This window comes from Microbacterium sp. ZXT2-5, from assembly GCF_055329545.1.
Window position 1 is genome coordinate 1829480 of record NZ_JBUZWD010000001.1, and the last position, 15497, is coordinate 1844976.

Below are 15497 nucleotides of genomic sequence, written 5' to 3' on the forward strand. Positions count from 1 at the left end.
CATGTTCCGCTACACCAAGCTCACCGCGGCCCGCGAGGTCGCCATCTGGGTCGTCACCCTCCTCGGGCTGCTGCCCTTCTACTTCCTGATCGCCACCGCGTTCAAGACCGACGAGGAGGCGCTCACGACGAGCGCGATGGCGCCGCCGTCGTCGCTGGACTTCAGTGCCTTCGTCGAGGTGCTCACCACGGGGGGCCGCAACAGCATCCCGATGAGCATGCTCAACAGCGTCATCATCACCGGCGGGGCCATCGCGGGGCTCGTCCTGTTCGGGTCGGTCGCCGCGTACGTCATCACGCGCCGGACGCGCGCATGGACGAACCTCACGTTCTACCTCGTCCTCATCGCCATCATCCTGCCCGCGCAGCTGGGCACCGTGCCGCTGTACATCGGGGCGCGGTCGGTCGGCCTCACGGGCAACGCGATCGGCATGATCCTGCTGTGGATCGGCATCCTGCTGCCGCTGTCGGTCTTCCTCTACGCGAGCTTCTTCCGCGGGCTCACCACCGAGTACGAGGAGGCGGCCGTCATCGACGGCGCGTCCCCGACGCAGGCGTTCTTCCGCGTCGTGCTGCCGCTCATGGCGCCGGCCACCGGCACGGTGGCGATCCTGGCAGGGCTGATCGTCTGGAACGACTTCTTCAACTCGCTGATCTTCCTCGGCGGATCGACCACGCAGACGCTGCCCGTCGCGATGTACACCTACGTCGGCGGACTCGTCTCGGCGTGGAACAAGATCTTCGCCGTCGTGCTCATCTCGATGATCCCGATCCTGCTGTTCTACATGTTCGCGCAGAAGAAGTTCATCCAGGGCTTCGCCGGCGGCCTGAAGGGCTGACGTCGCGGCACCGATTCGGGGGCGGCCGGATCGTCGAGCGGACGGCCGAGAGGCCCCGCACGTCGCCCACTCATCCGAAACACCGACCGGAGACGTCATGTATCGACTCGCACCCAACATCGAGCTGCTCTTCACCGAAGCCGGCGACTACCACGACCGCGTGCGCGCCGCCGCCGCGGCGGGCTTCACCGCCGTCGAGATGTGGGGACCGACCGGCTCCGATGCGCCATCGCAGCCCAAGGACCTCCCCGCGCTGAAGGCCGCCCTCGAAGAGACCGGCACGCAGCTCACCGCACAGCTCTCGGAGCCGCGCACGCAGTTCATGATCCCGCCGTGGGACCACTCGGAGTTCTACCGCAAGCTCGACGAGGGCGTCGCCATCGCCCAGGATCTCGGGTGCCCGCGGATCGTCGTCGGCAGCGGAACCGGCTTCGGCGGCTGGAAGCGCCAGGTGCAGCTCGACAAGCTCATCGAGATCTACCAGAAGGCGATCGCACAGATCGACGGATCGGGGATCACGCTCGTGCTCGAGCCGGTCAACGTCCGCGTCGACCATCCCGGCTCGCTCCTGGACCGCACGGCCGAGGCCGTGTACGTGGCACGCGGCGTGGACTCGCCCTTCTTCGGCGTGCTCTACGACATCTACCACTCCGCCGTCGAGGGCGAGGACATGGCGGCCGAGCTCGCCAACGCGGGCGCGCTCATCAGGTACGTCCAGCTCGCCGACGCGCCGGGTCGCGGTGAGCCCGGCTCCGGGGAGCTGGACTGGGCGCAGCGCCTCGGTCTGCTGCGCTCGTCGGGCTACGACGGTCCGATCGGCCTGGAGTACTACCCGACGCAGGAGTCGGAGGCATCCGTCGCCCTCATCCGCGAGCTGGCGGCGTCGGCATGAGCCGCTATCCCGCGGCGGTCGATGTCGTCATCGTCGGCAGCGGTCCGACGGGAGCGGCGTACGCCCGCATCCTGAGCGAGGAAGCCACGGATGCCACGGTCGCGCTGTTCGAGGTCGGACCCACCGTCTCGGACCCGCCGGGCGCGCACGTCAAGAACATCGAGGACGCCGACCGCCGCGCCGAGGCGCAGCGGCGGTCGGAGGGTCCGGGCGCCGGCGAGGCGACCGTGGACAACCCGGGCGCCGTCAAGTCCGGCATGCGCCGCGCGCGGCCGGGGACCTATCTGCTCTCCGACGGCTACCAGTCAGACGGCGAGGACGGCCTCCCGGTCGCGGCGTTCTCGAGCAACGTGGGCGGGATGGCGGCGCACTGGACGGGCGCCTGCCCGCGGCCGGGCGGCAGCGAGCGCGTCGCGTTCATCCCCGACCTCGACGAGCTGCTCGACGAGGCCGACCGGCTGCTGGGAGTGACGACGGATGCCTTCGACCAGGCGCCCTTCACCGCCCTCGTGCGCGAACGGCTGGCCACCGCGGTCGACGAGGGGCGCGCCGCCGAGGCGCGGGTGCAGCGGATGCCGCTGGCGGTCCACCGTCGCGACGACGGCCGCCTGGTCTGGTCGGGATCGGACGTGGTCTTCGGCGACGCCACCCGCGCGAACCCGGACTTCTCGCTCTTCGACGAGTCGCTCGTGACGCGGGTGATCGTGGCGGACGGCCGCGCGGCCGGCGTCGCGGTGCGCGACCTGCGGTCCGGCGAGACGCATGAGGTGCGGGCGCGGTTCGTCGTCGTGGCCGCCGACGCCCTCCGCACCCCGCAGGTGCTGTGGGCATCGGGCATCCGCCCGCCGGCCCTCGGGCGCACGCTCAACGACCAGACGCAGGTCGTCTACGCCGCGCGGCTGCGCGACGTCGAGGCTCCGGCGGAGGATCAGGTCGCGGCATCCGGAGCGCTCAGCGAGCAGAGCGGCGTCAGCTGGGTGCCGTTCACCGACGACAAGCCGTTCCACGGTCAGATCATGCAGCTGGACGCCTCGCCGGTGCCGCTCGCCGACGACGACCCTGTCGTGCCCGGCTCGATCGTGGGACTCGGCCTGTTCTGCGCCAAGGACCTGCAGTGGGACGACCGCGTGGAGTTCTCGGACGACGAGGTGGACTCGTACGGCATGCCCGCGATGCGGATCCACTACTCGCTCACCGAACGCGACCACGCGGTGCTCGACCGCGCGCGGGCCGAGATCGTCGAGCTGGCGAAGGCGGTCGGCGAGCCGATCGGCGACCGGCCGTTCACGATGCCGTTGGGCGCGTCGCTGCACTACCAGGGCACGACCCGCATGGGGGCCGAGGACGACGGCCGCAGCGTGTGCAGCCCCGACAGCGAGGTGTGGGGTATCGAGGGTCTGTTCGTGGCGGGCAACAGCGTGATCCCGACCGCCACGGCGTGCAACCCCACGCTGACGTCCGTGGCGCTCGCGGTCCGCGGCGCGCGGCGCATCGCGGAGCTGCTCCCCGCCTCCGCCTCCCGTGAGACGGCGACGGCGGGACGAGACCGGGGGTAGGGCCCACGGCCTCGTCGGGCGACTGTCGTCTCACGATCAAATCTTGTCTTTAGTCTGATTCAGACATTAGAGTGTAGAAACACGAATAAAGTATCAAGGAGGACTCTGTGATCCCCGATCGCATCATCGAGCAGGGAACGCTCACGACCGACGGCACCCGTGCCGCGGTCGAGGTGCGGCTGCCCTGGTACCGCGCGCTCCCCGCGTCGTGCATCGCCGGGGCGAGCCTCACCGTCGACGGCGTCGAGGCGCCGGCAGAGTCGCTCCGCTGGGAGATGAACGGTCGCACCTTCACGTTCGACGAGCTCGTGCCCGACACCGAGGACTGGTGGTTCCCCACCGATTCGGCGGTCCTGTCGGGCGACATCCCCGTCGCGGGCGACGGCGAGCACCGCGTCGAGGTGGGCCTCGTCCTGTACATCCCCTACATCGTCATCGGCGCCGACGAGGTGCTCCACATCGAAGAGCGCGACGCGAAGACCATGACCGCACGGAAGGCGGTGGCAGCATGACCGCCGTGAACTCGGTTTCTGAGCCCGCCGAAGAGCAGGGCGGCGCCCCCGGGACGAAGGGCACGCCCATTCAGGGCGTGACGCTTTACAGCTTCACCCGCGCCTTCCACGGCCGCGAGTACGACCTCGAGGGCCTCGTGCGCAAGGTCGCCGCCGACGGCTACGGCCCGGGCCTGGAGATCATCGGCTTCTCCAGCTTCCGCGGATTCCCCGAGATCGACGACCGGTTCGCCGGCTGGTTCCGCGACCTGGTCGACGAGACCGGCCTCGTCACCACTTCGCTGGCCGTCAACGCCGACATCGGCATCCACCGCGACCGCCTGCTCACGCAGGACGAGCTGCTGGAGTACATGCGCAGGCAGATCGCGGCGGCGGCGAAGCTCGGCTTCCCGATCGCCCGCGTGCAGATCTCCATCACGCCCGACTCGATGGAGGCGCTCGCCCCCATCGCCGAGGAGTACGGCGTGACGCTCGCGCTCGAGGTCCACGCCGACCAGTACGCCTCGCACCCGCGCATCCTCGCGCTGCGCGACCGCTACGAGAAGGTCGGGTCGCCCTTCCTCGGCTTCACGATGGACTGGGGCGCCACCGTCTCGGGCTTCGCCCCCTCGCTCATCGAGGCCTACCGCCGGCGCGGCGCGTCGGAGGAGCTGCTGGCAGAGGTCATCGGGCTGTGGGACGAGTTCCACCGGCAGGGTCCGCCCGCCGACCAGGCCGAGCACGGTCAGCGCTTCGGCCGCTTCATCGGCCTCGCCGCGCAGCACGGTCGCCCCGACCTGGGAATCGACATGGGCATCAACGCGACCGGCTTGTTCGGCCCCGCCCGCGTGGACGACTGGCTCGAGATCTTCCCGTGGATCAAGCACGTCCACGGCAAGTTCTTCGGCATCGACGACCAGCATGAGGAGCCGTCGGTCCCGGTGCGCGACCTCATCCGCCTGCTCGTGGAGAACGGCTACAACGGCGCGATCTCCAGCGAGTACGAGGGCTGGCACTGGAACCACTGGCAGAGCCCGTTCGACATCATCCGCGACGAGCAGGCGGTGCAGCGCTCCGCCGCCGCCGACGCCGGATCGCGCATGACCACCGATCTCGTCGAGGCGCGCGCTCAGCTCGCCGCCTGGCTTCCCACCACGCAAGGAGCATCCGCATGACCCTTCGACAGGCTCAAGGCGGCGCCGACGGCATCGCCGGCACCGGCATCAAGCTCGGAACCACCCTGTACTCGATGACGAGCGAGTTCGCCGCGGGCCTGTACACGCCCGAGACGCTCATCGCCGCCGTCGCCGAGGAGGGGATCGGCCCGGGCGTCGAGTTCAACATCGCACAGCTGCTGCGCACGTACCCCGACGTCGACCAGGAGTTCGTGAAGCTCTGGTTCGACTCCCTCGAGAAGTACGGGCTCGAGGCGAGCGCCGTGGGCACGAACCTCGACATGGGCCGCCGCAAGGACCGCGACATGACGCCGGACGAGGAGCACGACTTCCTCGCCCGGCAGCTGAAGACGGCGAACACGCTGGGCTTCAAGAGGGTCGTCATCCGCTCGCACGGCAAGGAGCTGCTGCGCAGCCTCCTTCCGCTCGCCGAGAAGTACGACCAGTACCTCGGCTACGAGATCCACGCGCCGTCGGGGCCGAACAATCCCCAGGTGCTGCAGATGCGCGAGATGTACGACGAGCTGCAGTCCGAGCGCCTCGGCTTCACCGCCGACTTCTCCTCGACGATGCACAGCCTTTCGCCGACGCTGCTCGCGCAGCTGGGGAAGATGGGCATGGACGAGAAGCACTTCGCGGTCATGGACGAGATCTGGCACGAGCCGACTCCCATGCATGTGCGCAACCAGAAGTTCGAGGACTACCTCGTCAGCCAGGGCGTCGACCCGCTGACCTTCGGCCCGTTCACGCGCCTCGCCTTCAACATGCACGGCCTCGTGCCGCCGGAGGAGTGGCTGGACATCATGCCGCAGATCTTCCACGTGCACGCGAAGTTCTATGACATCGGTGCCGACGGTGAAGAGCCGGCGATGGACATCCCGCGCATCGTCAAGCAGTTCGTCGTGGGCGGGTACCAGGGGTATCTCTCCAGCGAGTGGGAGGGTCACGCTTTCCAGGATCTCGGCGAGGCCGATCCGATCGACCTCGTGAAGAAGCAGCACGCGCTCATGCGCAAGGCGATCGAAGACACCGTCGCCGAGCAGTCGAAGGAGACCGCGAATGTCTGACACCGCCATCGCCCCCGCATCCCTCACCGAGCTGCAGGCCGAGCTCGCCGCCCTCCGCGAGGAGGTCTTCGCCGCCCGCGCCCTCGCGCAGCGCGCCGAGGACCGCGGCCAGGTCGAGAACCTGTTCAACCGCTACATGTACCTGCACAACGCCTTCGAGGACGAGCAGATCATCCCGCTGTGGGTCAAGGAGGGCACCGAGGGCATCCGCGCCCGGTACACCAACGCGGGGCAGTACACGACGTGGAAGAGCGTCACCGACTACCACCGCGGCCGGCCGCACCCCGAGGGCAAGCTCATCCTCCACGCCACGACGACGCCCGTGATCGAGGTCGCCGCCGACGGACAGACCGCGAAGGGCGTGTGGATGATGGCCGGTACCGAGTCCGGGCTCACCGACCCGAAGGTCGCAGAGGCGTTCCCCGACATGTACTCCCCCCAGGAGGTGCTCGGCAAGAAGGTCTGGGCGCACTGGGTGTGGTGCAAGTACGCGATCGACTTCCTCAAGCAGGACGGCGAGTGGAAGTTCTGGAAGTTCCGCTGCTACGAGCTCGCCCGCGCTCCCTTCGAGGAGAACTGGGTGAGCTTCGGCCTGAAGAACCAGGGCGCGTTCGACCTCGACCTGATGTACTTCGGCGACGACGGCAAGCCCGTGTTCATGCCGCCGGCCGATGAGCCCGTGCCCTCGACCAACCACCCTTACAGCCCCGAGACGGTGCAGAAGCTCGAGCCCGCCCCGCCGGTGCCGCACGCCACCTTCACCGACACCTACGCCTGAGGAACGACCATGGCAACGCACGATTCCCTCTTCGCCGACAAGGACGTCAAGCGCACCGAGAGCGGCGTCGCCGTCTCGCTGCAGCTGCCCTGGTACCGCAGCCTCTGGCTCTCGGCGGTCGACGGCGTCGCGGCATCCGTCGATGGTGTCGAGATCCCCACCGACAAGCTGCGCTTCTCCCTCAACGGGCGCGAGTACCGCATCGAGGAGCTGCCCGAGCAGTCCGAGACGCTGTGGTTCGTCGCCGACAGGCCCGAGGTCCTCATCGACCTGGGTCGCGCCCCCGAGCCCGGTGAGAAGCTGACCGTCGAGGTCGTCCTCACGATGCGCCTGCTCTACATGCAGATCGCCCCCGGGGTCGACGGTGGCCCCGGCCGCTACGTCACCAACCGCGTCCCTGTGGAGCGCGAGGTCGTGCTCGCATGACCCTTCGACAGGCTCAGGACGGCGCCCTGCGCGTCGCGATGATCGGGTACGGCTTCATGGGCGCCGCCCACTCGGTCGGGTGGCGGCAGGCACCGCGGGTGTTCTCGCTGCCCCAGGCCGTCGAGATGGCCGTTGTCGTCGGGCGCAACGCCGAGGCGGTGGCGGATGCCGCGACCCGCTGGGGCTGGCAGGAGTCGGCGACGGACTGGCGCGAGGTCATCGCCCGTGACGACATCGACATCGTCGACATCGTCACCCCTGGTGACTCGCACGCCGAGATCGCCATCGCGGCGCTCGAGGCGGGCAAGCACGTGCTGTGCGAGAAGCCGCTGGCGAACACCGTTGCCGAGGCGGAGGCGATGGCCGATGCCGCAGCCCGCGCCGCCGCGCGCGGCATCCGTTCGATGGTCGGGTTCACGTACCGCCGCGTGCCGGCGGTGACCCTCCTGCGCGACCTCATCGCGCAGGGCGCCGTCGGCAGGATCGCGCAGGTCCGCGCCGCCTACCGCCAGGACTGGCTCGTCGACCCGGCGATGCCCCTCGCGTGGCGCCTGCAGAAGGAGCACGCCGGCTCCGGCGCGCTCGGCGACATCGGCGCGCACATCATCGACATGACGCAGTTCGTGACGGGCGTGGAGGTCACCTCCGTCTCGGGCGTCCTCGACACGATCGTGAAGCAGCGGCCGCTGCAGGGCTCGGGCTCGGGACTGTCCGGCACCGCCGCGGCGGGCGTCGGCGACGTGACCGTCGACGACGTCGCGATCTTCACCGGGCGCCTGTCCACCGGCGCGCTCGTCTCGTTCGAGGCGACGCGGTTCGCCACGGGTCGCAAGAACGACCTGTCGATCGAGGTGTCGGGAGACAAGGGCGCCCTGCGGTTCGACCTCGAGGACCTCAACACGCTGTGGTTCTACGACCGCACGGCCCCCGAGGCCACGCAGGGCTTCACGCGGATCCTCGTCACCGAGCCGCAGCATCCGTACGTCGCCGCGTGGTGGCCTGCCGGGCACATGCTCGGCTACGAGCACGGGTTCAGTCACCAGGTCGTCGACCTGGTGACCGCCATCGCCGAGGGCTCCGACCCGCACCCGTCGTTCGCCGAGGGGCTCTCGGTGCAGCGCGTGCTGGCCGCCGTGGAGGAGAGCTCGGACAACGGCTCGGGCTGGGTACGGGTCGAGGCGCCGGTCGCGGCCGGGACGACCGCGGATTGACCCGTTGCCACGGGCGGATCGCCGGATAGGTTTGTAGAAACAACAAAGCAAAGGAGCTTCGATGCCTCGTCCGATCACCCTCTTCACGGGCCAGTGGGCCGATCTGCCGTTCGAGGAGGTCGCACGACTCGCCGGCGAGTGGGGCTTCGACGGCCTCGAGATCGCCTGCTGGGGCGACCACATCGACGTGTCCCGGTGGGACGACGCCGAGTACGTGCAGTCCCGCAAGGACATCCTCGAGCGCAACGGCTTGAAGGTCTGGGCGATCTCGAACCACCTCACCGGCCAGGCCGTGTGCGACGACCCGATCGACGCGCGGCACAAGGACATCCTCCCCTCCCGGGTGTGGGGCGACGGCGAGCCGGAAGGCGTTCGACAGCGGGCCGCGGAGGACATGAAGAACACGGCCCGGTTCGCCGCGAAGCTCGGCGTGAAGACGGTCAACGGCTTCACGGGCTCGTCGATCTGGAAGGCGGTCGCGATGTTCCCGCCGGCCTCGGACGAGTGGATCGCCGCCGGATACCAGGACTTCGCCGACCGGTGGAACCCGATCCTCGACGTGTTCGAGGAGGTCGGGGTGCGCTTCGGCCTCGAGGTGCACCCCAGCGAGATCGCGTACGACTACTGGACGGCCAAGGCCACGCTGGAGGCCATCGGCCACCGTGAGAGCTTCGGCCTCAACTTCGACCCGTCGCACTTCATGTGGCAGCAGCTGGACCCGGTCGCGTTCGTGCTGGACTTCGCCGACCACATCTTCCACGTGCACGTCAAGGAGTCGATCACCAACCTCGACGGCCGCAACGGCGTGCTCGGGTCGCACCTGCCGTGGGCGAACCCGCGTCGCGGCTGGACGTTCGTGTCGACCGGGCACGGCGCGGTGCCGTGGGAGCCGCTGTTCCGCGCGCTCAACGCCATCGGCTACGACGGGCCCACCTCGATCGAGTGGGAGGACGCCGGCATGGACCGCCTGCACGGCGCCCCCGAGGCGATCGAGTTCGTGCGCAAGCTCAACGCGATCACGCCGCCCGCCGCAGCCTTCGACGCCGCCTTCTCGACCAAGACCGACTAGCCGCCGCACGCCCGGCACCGGCCCGCCGGGGCCGGTGCGCGGCGTGCCCGGACGCAAGGAGCGCCCCGATGTCCGACGTGCTGAACGTGCTCATCCTCTCGGGTCACATGACCCGCGAGCACGACAACGAGTTCCGCAGCTTCCGGCTGCACAACCAGTGGCTCACGACGCTGCTGGAGGACACCGGCCGCTTCCGGGTGCGCGTCGTGGAGGACCCGCGCGGCCTGGGCGCGGAGGTGATCGACAAGTACGACGTCGTCATCGTCGTGTTCGAGGGGCGCGACGGCTACTTCGACAGGGCGGTCGGATTCGGATCGGAGACGGATGCCGCGCTCCTGAAGTTCGTCCACGACGACGGCAAGGGCATCGTGTGGTTCCACGGCTCGGCCGCTCAGGAGGACGACTGGGGCTACCCCGCGGAATACGACGTCATGCGCGGCTCACGGCTCACCGTCGCGGGCGGCCTGCGACCGCGGCCGTGGGGCGAGGCGCAGCTCGACACCGTCGAGCCGCGGCATCCGATCACCGAGGGCATCAGCGCCCGCTGGACCGTGACCGGCGACGACATCCTCACCGGCGTCGAGATCCTCGACGGCGCCCGGGTGCTGCTGACGACCTACGACGACCTCGAGTCGTACGAGAAGGCGCCGATGTGGCCGATGTCGCACTATCCCGTCGCGATCCCCGAGGCGGGGCTCGCGGCGCTGCCCGGCATGAACACCGACCAGCCGATCGCCTGGATCAACGAGTACGGTGCGGGGCGATCTTTCACGATCACGATCGGCCACGACATCGACACGTTCCGCCGGATCGAGTTCATCCGCATGTTCCCGCGGGGCGTCGAATGGGCCGCGACCGGCGAGGTCACGCTCGAGGGACCCGACCGTCGCGGAGATCGCCGGTTCCTGCCCTGGCCGTACTACAACCACGAGGGATGAGATCATGTCGTCGGAGCTGCGGATCGGCATCCTGGGTGCCGGTGGGATCGCGGAGCGGGCGATGGTGGAACCCGCCCGCGATGTGGGGGGTGTTCGCGTCGTCGCGATCGGCGCGCGAGACCCGGAGCGCGCTCGAGCCTTCGCCGAGCGGTGCGATCTGCCGAAGCACGGCGACTACGAGACGATCCTCGGCGATCCCGACATCGACTTCGTCTACCTCGCGCTCCCGCCGATCACGCACGCCCAGTGGGCGACCCGTGCGCTGCAGGCGGGGAAGCACGTGCTCTGCGAGAAGCCGCTGTCGGTGAACGGCACGACGGCATCGGCCATCGCCGACGCCGCGACCGCGACGGGCCGGCGTGCCTTCGTCGGCTTCCACTACCGACTGCACGGCTTCACACGGCGTCTTCTCGAGGTGATCGCGTCCGGTGTCCTCGGCGACATCGAGCGCGTGGACGTCGACTTCAGCATCCCGCACTTCGTCGTGAAGCCGGGCAACATCCGCCTCGACGGCGACCTCGGCGGCGGGGCGGTCATGGACGTCGGATGCTATGCGGTCGACCTCATCCGCGCGGCCTGGGGCGAGCCCGTCGTCGAGTCAGCCCTGGCGGTGCTCTACGACGACGACCCGCGGATCGATCTGCAGACCGACGCCCTCCTGCGGCTTCCGTCAGGTGCCCCCGCGCGCGTGCGGGCGTCTTTCATCGGCGACGACCGGGGCGCGATGTCGCTGCGGCTCGAGGGATCGGAGGCTCGCCTGGAGGCCACGAGCGTCATCGTGCCGCAGTGGGGAGCGGCGCTGCGGGTCACCGCCGGCGACGAGCTGCTTCTGGAGGAGAAGGCCGCCGAGGGTGAGAACAGCTACGCGCGCCAACTCGAGCATCTTGCCGCGGTGCTCCAAGACGGCTCTCCCAGCATCCTCGACGCCGAGCGAGGTGTCGGCACGATGCGCATCGTCGACGACATCTACCGCGCCGCCGGTCTCGAACCCCGCTGACGCCGCGTCAGCCGGCGAGCGAGTGGAAGGCCTCGGGCGAGAGCGCGTGCTCGATCGCCAGCATCCCGGCACCGATGACGGCCGCGTTCTCGGCGGCGGCGGACGGCACGATGGCGAGGTGCTCGGTCGCCAGCGGCATGGACCGCGTGTACACGACCTCGCGCACGCCGGCGATCAGGTGCTCCCCGACGCGTGACATCGAGCCGCCGATCGCGATGACCGACGGGTTCATGAGGCTGACGCACGCCGTCAGCACCTCGCCGATGTCGCGTCCGGCCTGGCGCACCGCCTGGATCGCATCGAGGCTGCCCCGCTGCACCAGCGCCACGACGTCGTCGCCGCTCTCGGCGGGCACGCCCTGGGCGCGGAGGGCGCGGGCGATGGCGGGCCCCGACGCGATGGCCTCGAGGCATCCCTGATTCCCGCAGTGGCACGGCACCGACGACCCCCGCGCGACGCGCACGTGGCCGATGTCGCCGGCGACGCCCTGCGCGCCCCGCTGGAGCTCGCCGCCCGAGATGACGCCTGCGCCGATGCCCGTGGCGACCTTGACGAACATGAGGTGAGCCGTGGCCGGCCACGCCGTCGCCCGTTCGCCGAGCGCCATGATGTTCACGTCGTTGTCGACGAGCACCGGCACCTGCAGGTGCTGCTGGACCCAGCCGGGCACGTCGAACCGGTTCCAGCCCGGCATGATCGGCGGGTTGACCGGCTGACCGGTCGAGTGCTCGACCGGGCCGGGCACGCCGATGCCGATCGCGACGAGCGAGCGGATGTCGCGCCCCGCCTCCTCGAGGAGCCCGGCGGCGGCGTCCACCACCCACGTGAGCACGGGCTCGGGCCCCTCGGCGACCGCCCGGGACTCCGTGCGGGTCGCCAGGATCGCGCCCGTGAGGTCCATCACCGCGACCGTGGTGTGCGACGCGCCGATGTCGGCGGCGAGCACGACGCGGGCGCTGGGGTTGAGCGCGAACTGCGAGGGCGGCCGGCCACCGGTGGACGCGGCATCCGCCACCGGCATGATGAGCCCCATCCGCATGAGCTCCTCGACCCGCGCCGCGATCGTCGACCGGGCCAGGCCGGTGGATTTCGCGAGCTGCGCGCGGGTGCGGGGCACACCGTCGCGCAGCAGCTGGAACAGCTCCATCGCGCCGGTGCCCGCCGCAGCCGATTCTGGAGAGAGAGTGACCACGACGGAAGTCAATCAGGACGCGGACCACGCCGCGGTCGGGCGGCCGCGCCGGGGATCGACGGATGCCGCGCCCCCGCGACGGCCGGAGCCCTCACGTCGCGCGCCCGGTGGGCCGGGCGAAACGCTGCTGCAGGAGCACCGCCACCACGATGATGATGCCCTTCACGACGGCCTGCACCGACGAGTTCAGGTTGTTCTGCACGAACACGTTGCTGAGCGTGGCGAAGATGAGCACGCCGAACACGGTTCCGGTGATGGTGCCGCGGCCGCCGATGAGGAGTGTGCCGCCGACGACCACGGAGGCGATCGCGTCGAGCTCGAGGAGCGTGCCGTGCGTCGACGTGCCGGCCGTGGTGCGGCCGAGGTACATGATCGCGGCGATCCCGGCGCACAGCCCCGAGATCGAGTACAGCCACATGGTGTGGCGCTTGACGTTGATGCCGGCCAGGCGCGCCGCCTCGCGGTTGCCGCCGATGGCGACCGTCCGACGGCCGAACGTCGTGCGGTTGAGCACCACCCAGCCGATCGCCGCGACGATCGCGAAGATCCAGATGAGGATGTCGACGCCGATGATGTCGAGGTTCATGAACTCGATGAAGTCGCGATTGCCGACCTGGAGGGTGCGGCGCTCGGCGAGGATCTCGGCGAGGCCGCGTGCGCCGACGAGCATCGCCAGGGTCGCCATGAAGGCGACCACCTTGCCGTATGCGATGACGATGCCGTTGATGAGGCCGGCGCCGAAGCCGACGAGCAGCGCGAGCAGGATCATGACGAACCAGTGAAGCTGGTCGGCGAGATCCTGGACCGCGGCGAGCGTCGCGACGACGGAGGCGAGCCCGATCAGCGACCCGACCGACAGGTCGATGCCGCCCGCGATGATGACCAGCGTCATGCCGATGCTGACCACGCCGATGATCGACGCCTGACGGAGGATCGTGAGGACGTTGCTGACGCTGGTGAAGGTGTCGGGGGCGGTGACGGCGCCGACGATGATCAGCACCACCAGCGCGGCGACGAGGCCGAGGTTGCGGCCGACGGAGCCCGACATGACGCGCTGGAGGCCCGACCTGCCGGAGGGTCCGGGGGCGCCGGCGGGCGGCGGCGCCTCGCCGGCAGTGGGGACGCCTGCCGTCCCCTGGGTGGTCTGCTCGCTCACGCGGCGGTTCCTTTCATGACGAGGTCGAGCACGCCGTGCTCGTCGATCTGGGAGGCGGGAAGGGTCTTCAGCACGCGGCCGTCGGCGACGACGAGGACGGTGTCGGCGAGGCCGAGCACCTCCTCGATCTCGCTCGAGACGATCACGATCGCGTTGCCGGCGGCGGCGAGCCGGCGGATCAGGGCGTAGATCTCGGCGCGTGCGCCCACGTCGACGCCGCGCGTCGGCTCGTCCAGCAGCAGCACGCGGGTGCCGTGGACGAGCCAGCGGGCGAGGAGGATCTTCTGCTGATTGCCGCCGGACAGCGTCATCGCGGGGCGGTCGGGATCGGCAGGGCGCAGCTCGAGCGCATCGATCTGCTCGCGCGCGATCTTCCGCTCGGACCGCTCGTCGAGGAAGCCCGCCTTGGCGAAGCGCGACATCGACGACAGGGTCACGTTGACGAAGATCGGCTCGTCGAGCACGAGCCCCTGGCTCTTGCGCTCCTCGGGGGACAGCCCGATCCCCGCGCGCACCGCGTGGACCACCGAGCCGCGGCGGAGGGGCTTCCCACCGACCTTCACCGAGCCGGCGGTCGCCTTGCGCGCGCCGTACACGGTCTCTAGGATCTCGGAGCGCCCCGATCCCACGAGCCCGGCGAGCCCGACGATCTCGCCGGCGCGCACCGAGAACGAGACGTCGGCGAAGAGCCCGCCCAGCGCCAGATCCTCGACCTCGAGCACGAGCGGCGCGTCGGCGGGGATCGGCGCGGCGGGCGGGAAGACGTTCTCGACCTCCCTGCCCGTCATGAGCCGGATGAGCTCGGAGGTCGGGGTGTCTGCGACGGGGATGCCGCTGGCCATCGAGCGGCCGTCCTTGAGGACGGTGATGCGGTCGCCGATCTGGCGGATCTCCTCGAGGCGGTGGGTGATGTACACCACCGCGATGCCGGCCGCCGTGAGCTCCCGGACGACGTGGAAGAGGTTCTTCACCTCCTCGGTGTCGAGCACCGCGGAGGGCTCGTCCATGATGATGAGCTTGATGTCGTGCGAGAGCGCTCGCGCCATGCTCACGATCTGCTTGTTTGCCGCGCTGAGCGTGCCGACCTCGGTGTGCGGCGACAGCTTGTCATGGCCGAGCCGGCGCAGGAGCTCCCGCGTCTGCCTGGCCGCCTCGGATCGCTTGGTGAAGCCGCCGCGCGACAGCTCGTGGCCGAGGAAGATGTTCTCGGCGATCGTCAGGCCGTCGACGACGTCGAGCTCCTGGTACATCGTCGCGATGCCGAGTTCGATCGCCGCTTCGGGGTCTGGGATGACGACCTGCTCGCCGAGCCACGTGATGACGCCCTCGTCGGGGCGGTGCACCCCGGCGAGCGTCTTGATGAGCGTCGACTTGCCCGCACCGTTCTGACCGAGGACGCAGTGCACCTCGCCCGGACGCACGTCCAGGTCGACTCCTCGGAGCGCCTTGACTCCGGCGAACGACTTCGTCACGCCCCGGACGACGAGTAACGCCGATTCATGGTCGTCTTTGATCACGGCATGAACATAACATGCGCGCTTCCGCGCGTCGATGCTCGCGAATGGCGGCGCTTGTCGGCTCCCCGCCCGTCCCTTCCGCTCTCGAGAGCGGAAGTTTCGGAAAAACGCTTTTGCCGCAACTAATGCAAAAGCTGTCGGATCGGCAGTGCGCCTGCTACCGTGATGCCGTCAGCGTGGACGGCCGGCCCGTG

Annotated in this window: 15 protein-coding genes; 12 read left to right on the top strand and 3 right to left on the bottom strand. The window is 69.8% G+C overall.

The window, feature by feature from the left end:
* Position 1: 1 nt before the first annotated feature.
* The 12 genes from ACZBH1_RS08005 to ACZBH1_RS08060 all read left to right on the top strand — a co-directional run bounded on the left by ACZBH1_RS08005 (position 2) and on the right by ACZBH1_RS08060 (position 11438).
* Complete coding sequence (locus ACZBH1_RS08005) at positions 2 to 838, top strand: carbohydrate ABC transporter permease (RefSeq protein ID WP_336394308.1); 837 nt, start codon at positions 2 to 4, stop codon at positions 836 to 838.
* Positions 839 to 935: 97 nt separating this feature from the next.
* Positions 936 to 1730, top strand: coding sequence for a TIM barrel protein (locus ACZBH1_RS08010; protein WP_463646068.1), 795 nt, complete (start codon positions 936 to 938; stop codon positions 1728 to 1730).
* Positions 1727 to 3286, top strand: a complete 1560-nt coding sequence (locus ACZBH1_RS08015) for a c-glycoside 3-oxidase CarA (protein ID WP_463646069.1) — start codon at positions 1727 to 1729, stop codon at positions 3284 to 3286. The genes ACZBH1_RS08010 and ACZBH1_RS08015 overlap by 4 nt, the downstream gene beginning before the upstream one ends.
* Positions 3287 to 3393: 107 nt before the next feature.
* Positions 3394 to 3798, top strand: a complete 405-nt coding sequence (locus ACZBH1_RS08020) for a C-glycoside deglycosidase beta subunit domain-containing protein (RefSeq protein ID WP_463646070.1) — start codon at positions 3394 to 3396, stop codon at positions 3796 to 3798.
* On the top strand, positions 3795 to 4952 hold the full coding sequence (locus ACZBH1_RS08025) for a sugar phosphate isomerase/epimerase family protein (protein ID WP_463646072.1): 1158 nt from the start codon (positions 3795 to 3797) through the stop codon (positions 4950 to 4952). Before ACZBH1_RS08020 ends, ACZBH1_RS08025 begins: the two co-directional genes overlap by 4 nt.
* The gene (locus ACZBH1_RS08030; RefSeq protein WP_378878727.1) at positions 4949 to 6019 is read left to right on the top strand and encodes a sugar phosphate isomerase/epimerase family protein; all 1071 of its coding nucleotides are present in this window, start codon (positions 4949 to 4951) and stop codon (positions 6017 to 6019) included. Before ACZBH1_RS08025 ends, ACZBH1_RS08030 begins: the two co-directional genes overlap by 4 nt.
* Positions 6012 to 6797 carry a nuclear transport factor 2 family protein gene (locus ACZBH1_RS08035; RefSeq protein ID WP_378878725.1) on the top strand — a complete coding sequence of 262 codons (786 nt, stop codon included), beginning with the start codon at positions 6012 to 6014 and terminating at the stop codon, positions 6795 to 6797. Before ACZBH1_RS08030 ends, ACZBH1_RS08035 begins: the two co-directional genes overlap by 8 nt.
* Before the next feature lie 9 nt (positions 6798 to 6806).
* On the top strand, positions 6807 to 7223 hold the full coding sequence (locus ACZBH1_RS08040; protein ID WP_463646073.1) for a C-glycoside deglycosidase beta subunit domain-containing protein: 417 nt from the start codon (positions 6807 to 6809) through the stop codon (positions 7221 to 7223).
* A complete protein-coding gene (locus ACZBH1_RS08045; protein WP_452323598.1) occupies positions 7220 to 8434 on the top strand; it encodes a Gfo/Idh/MocA family protein in 1215 nt (404 codons plus the stop codon). The genes ACZBH1_RS08040 and ACZBH1_RS08045 overlap by 4 nt, the downstream gene beginning before the upstream one ends.
* 61 nt (positions 8435 to 8495) lie before the next feature.
* Positions 8496 to 9503 (top strand): sugar phosphate isomerase/epimerase family protein, encoded by a 1008-nt coding sequence (locus ACZBH1_RS08050; protein WP_452323597.1) that lies wholly within the window; start codon positions 8496 to 8498, stop codon positions 9501 to 9503.
* Positions 9504 to 9571: 68 nt separating this feature from the next.
* Positions 9572 to 10441 (top strand): ThuA domain-containing protein, encoded by an 870-nt coding sequence (locus ACZBH1_RS08055; RefSeq protein WP_336394318.1) that lies wholly within the window; start codon positions 9572 to 9574, stop codon positions 10439 to 10441.
* A gap of 4 nt (positions 10442 to 10445) precedes the next feature.
* A complete protein-coding gene (locus ACZBH1_RS08060; protein WP_463646074.1) occupies positions 10446 to 11438 on the top strand; it encodes a Gfo/Idh/MocA family protein in 993 nt (330 codons plus the stop codon).
* Between the two features lie 7 nt (positions 11439 to 11445).
* On the opposite strand, the gene ACZBH1_RS08065 is transcribed toward ACZBH1_RS08060, so the two are convergent.
* The 3 genes from ACZBH1_RS08065 to ACZBH1_RS08075 all read right to left on the bottom strand — a co-directional run bounded on the left by ACZBH1_RS08065 (position 11446) and on the right by ACZBH1_RS08075 (position 15258).
* Positions 11446 to 12585 (bottom strand): ROK family transcriptional regulator, encoded by a 1140-nt coding sequence (locus ACZBH1_RS08065; RefSeq protein ID WP_336395036.1) that lies wholly within the window; start codon positions 12583 to 12585, stop codon positions 11446 to 11448.
* Positions 12586 to 12721: 136 nt separating this feature from the next.
* Entirely contained in the window at positions 12722 to 13786 is a 1065-nt protein-coding gene (locus ACZBH1_RS08070) for an ABC transporter permease (protein ID WP_336394320.1), read from the bottom strand.
* Positions 13783 to 15258 (bottom strand): sugar ABC transporter ATP-binding protein, encoded by a 1476-nt coding sequence (locus ACZBH1_RS08075; RefSeq protein ID WP_336395037.1) that lies wholly within the window; start codon positions 15256 to 15258, stop codon positions 13783 to 13785. Before ACZBH1_RS08075 ends, ACZBH1_RS08070 begins: the two co-directional genes overlap by 4 nt.
* Between the last annotated feature and the right edge of the window lie 239 nt (positions 15259 to 15497).

Coding starts and splice junctions, on each gene's coding strand:
- ACZBH1_RS08055 (WP_336394318.1), top strand. CDS start 9,572: ATGTCCGACGTGCTGAACGTGCTCATCCTCTCGGGTCACATGACCCGC.
- ACZBH1_RS08060 (WP_463646074.1), top strand. CDS start 10,446: ATGTCGTCGGAGCTGCGGATCGGCATCCTGGGTGCCGGTGGGATCGCG.
- ACZBH1_RS08040 (WP_463646073.1), top strand. CDS start 6,807: ATGGCAACGCACGATTCCCTCTTCGCCGACAAGGACGTCAAGCGCACC.
- ACZBH1_RS08005 (WP_336394308.1), top strand. CDS start 2: ATGTTCCGCTACACCAAGCTCACCGCGGCCCGCGAGGTCGCCATCTGG.
- ACZBH1_RS08010 (WP_463646068.1), top strand. CDS start 936: ATGTATCGACTCGCACCCAACATCGAGCTGCTCTTCACCGAAGCCGGC.
- ACZBH1_RS08045 (WP_452323598.1), top strand. CDS start 7,220: ATGACCCTTCGACAGGCTCAGGACGGCGCCCTGCGCGTCGCGATGATC.
- ACZBH1_RS08035 (WP_378878725.1), top strand. CDS start 6,012: ATGTCTGACACCGCCATCGCCCCCGCATCCCTCACCGAGCTGCAGGCC.
- ACZBH1_RS08050 (WP_452323597.1), top strand. CDS start 8,496: ATGCCTCGTCCGATCACCCTCTTCACGGGCCAGTGGGCCGATCTGCCG.
- ACZBH1_RS08030 (WP_378878727.1), top strand. CDS start 4,949: ATGACCCTTCGACAGGCTCAAGGCGGCGCCGACGGCATCGCCGGCACC.
- ACZBH1_RS08015 (WP_463646069.1), top strand. CDS start 1,727: ATGAGCCGCTATCCCGCGGCGGTCGATGTCGTCATCGTCGGCAGCGGT.
- ACZBH1_RS08065 (WP_336395036.1), bottom strand. CDS start 12,585: ATGGAGCTGTTCCAGCTGCTGCGCGACGGTGTGCCCCGCACCCGCGCG.
- ACZBH1_RS08025 (WP_463646072.1), top strand. CDS start 3,795: ATGACCGCCGTGAACTCGGTTTCTGAGCCCGCCGAAGAGCAGGGCGGC.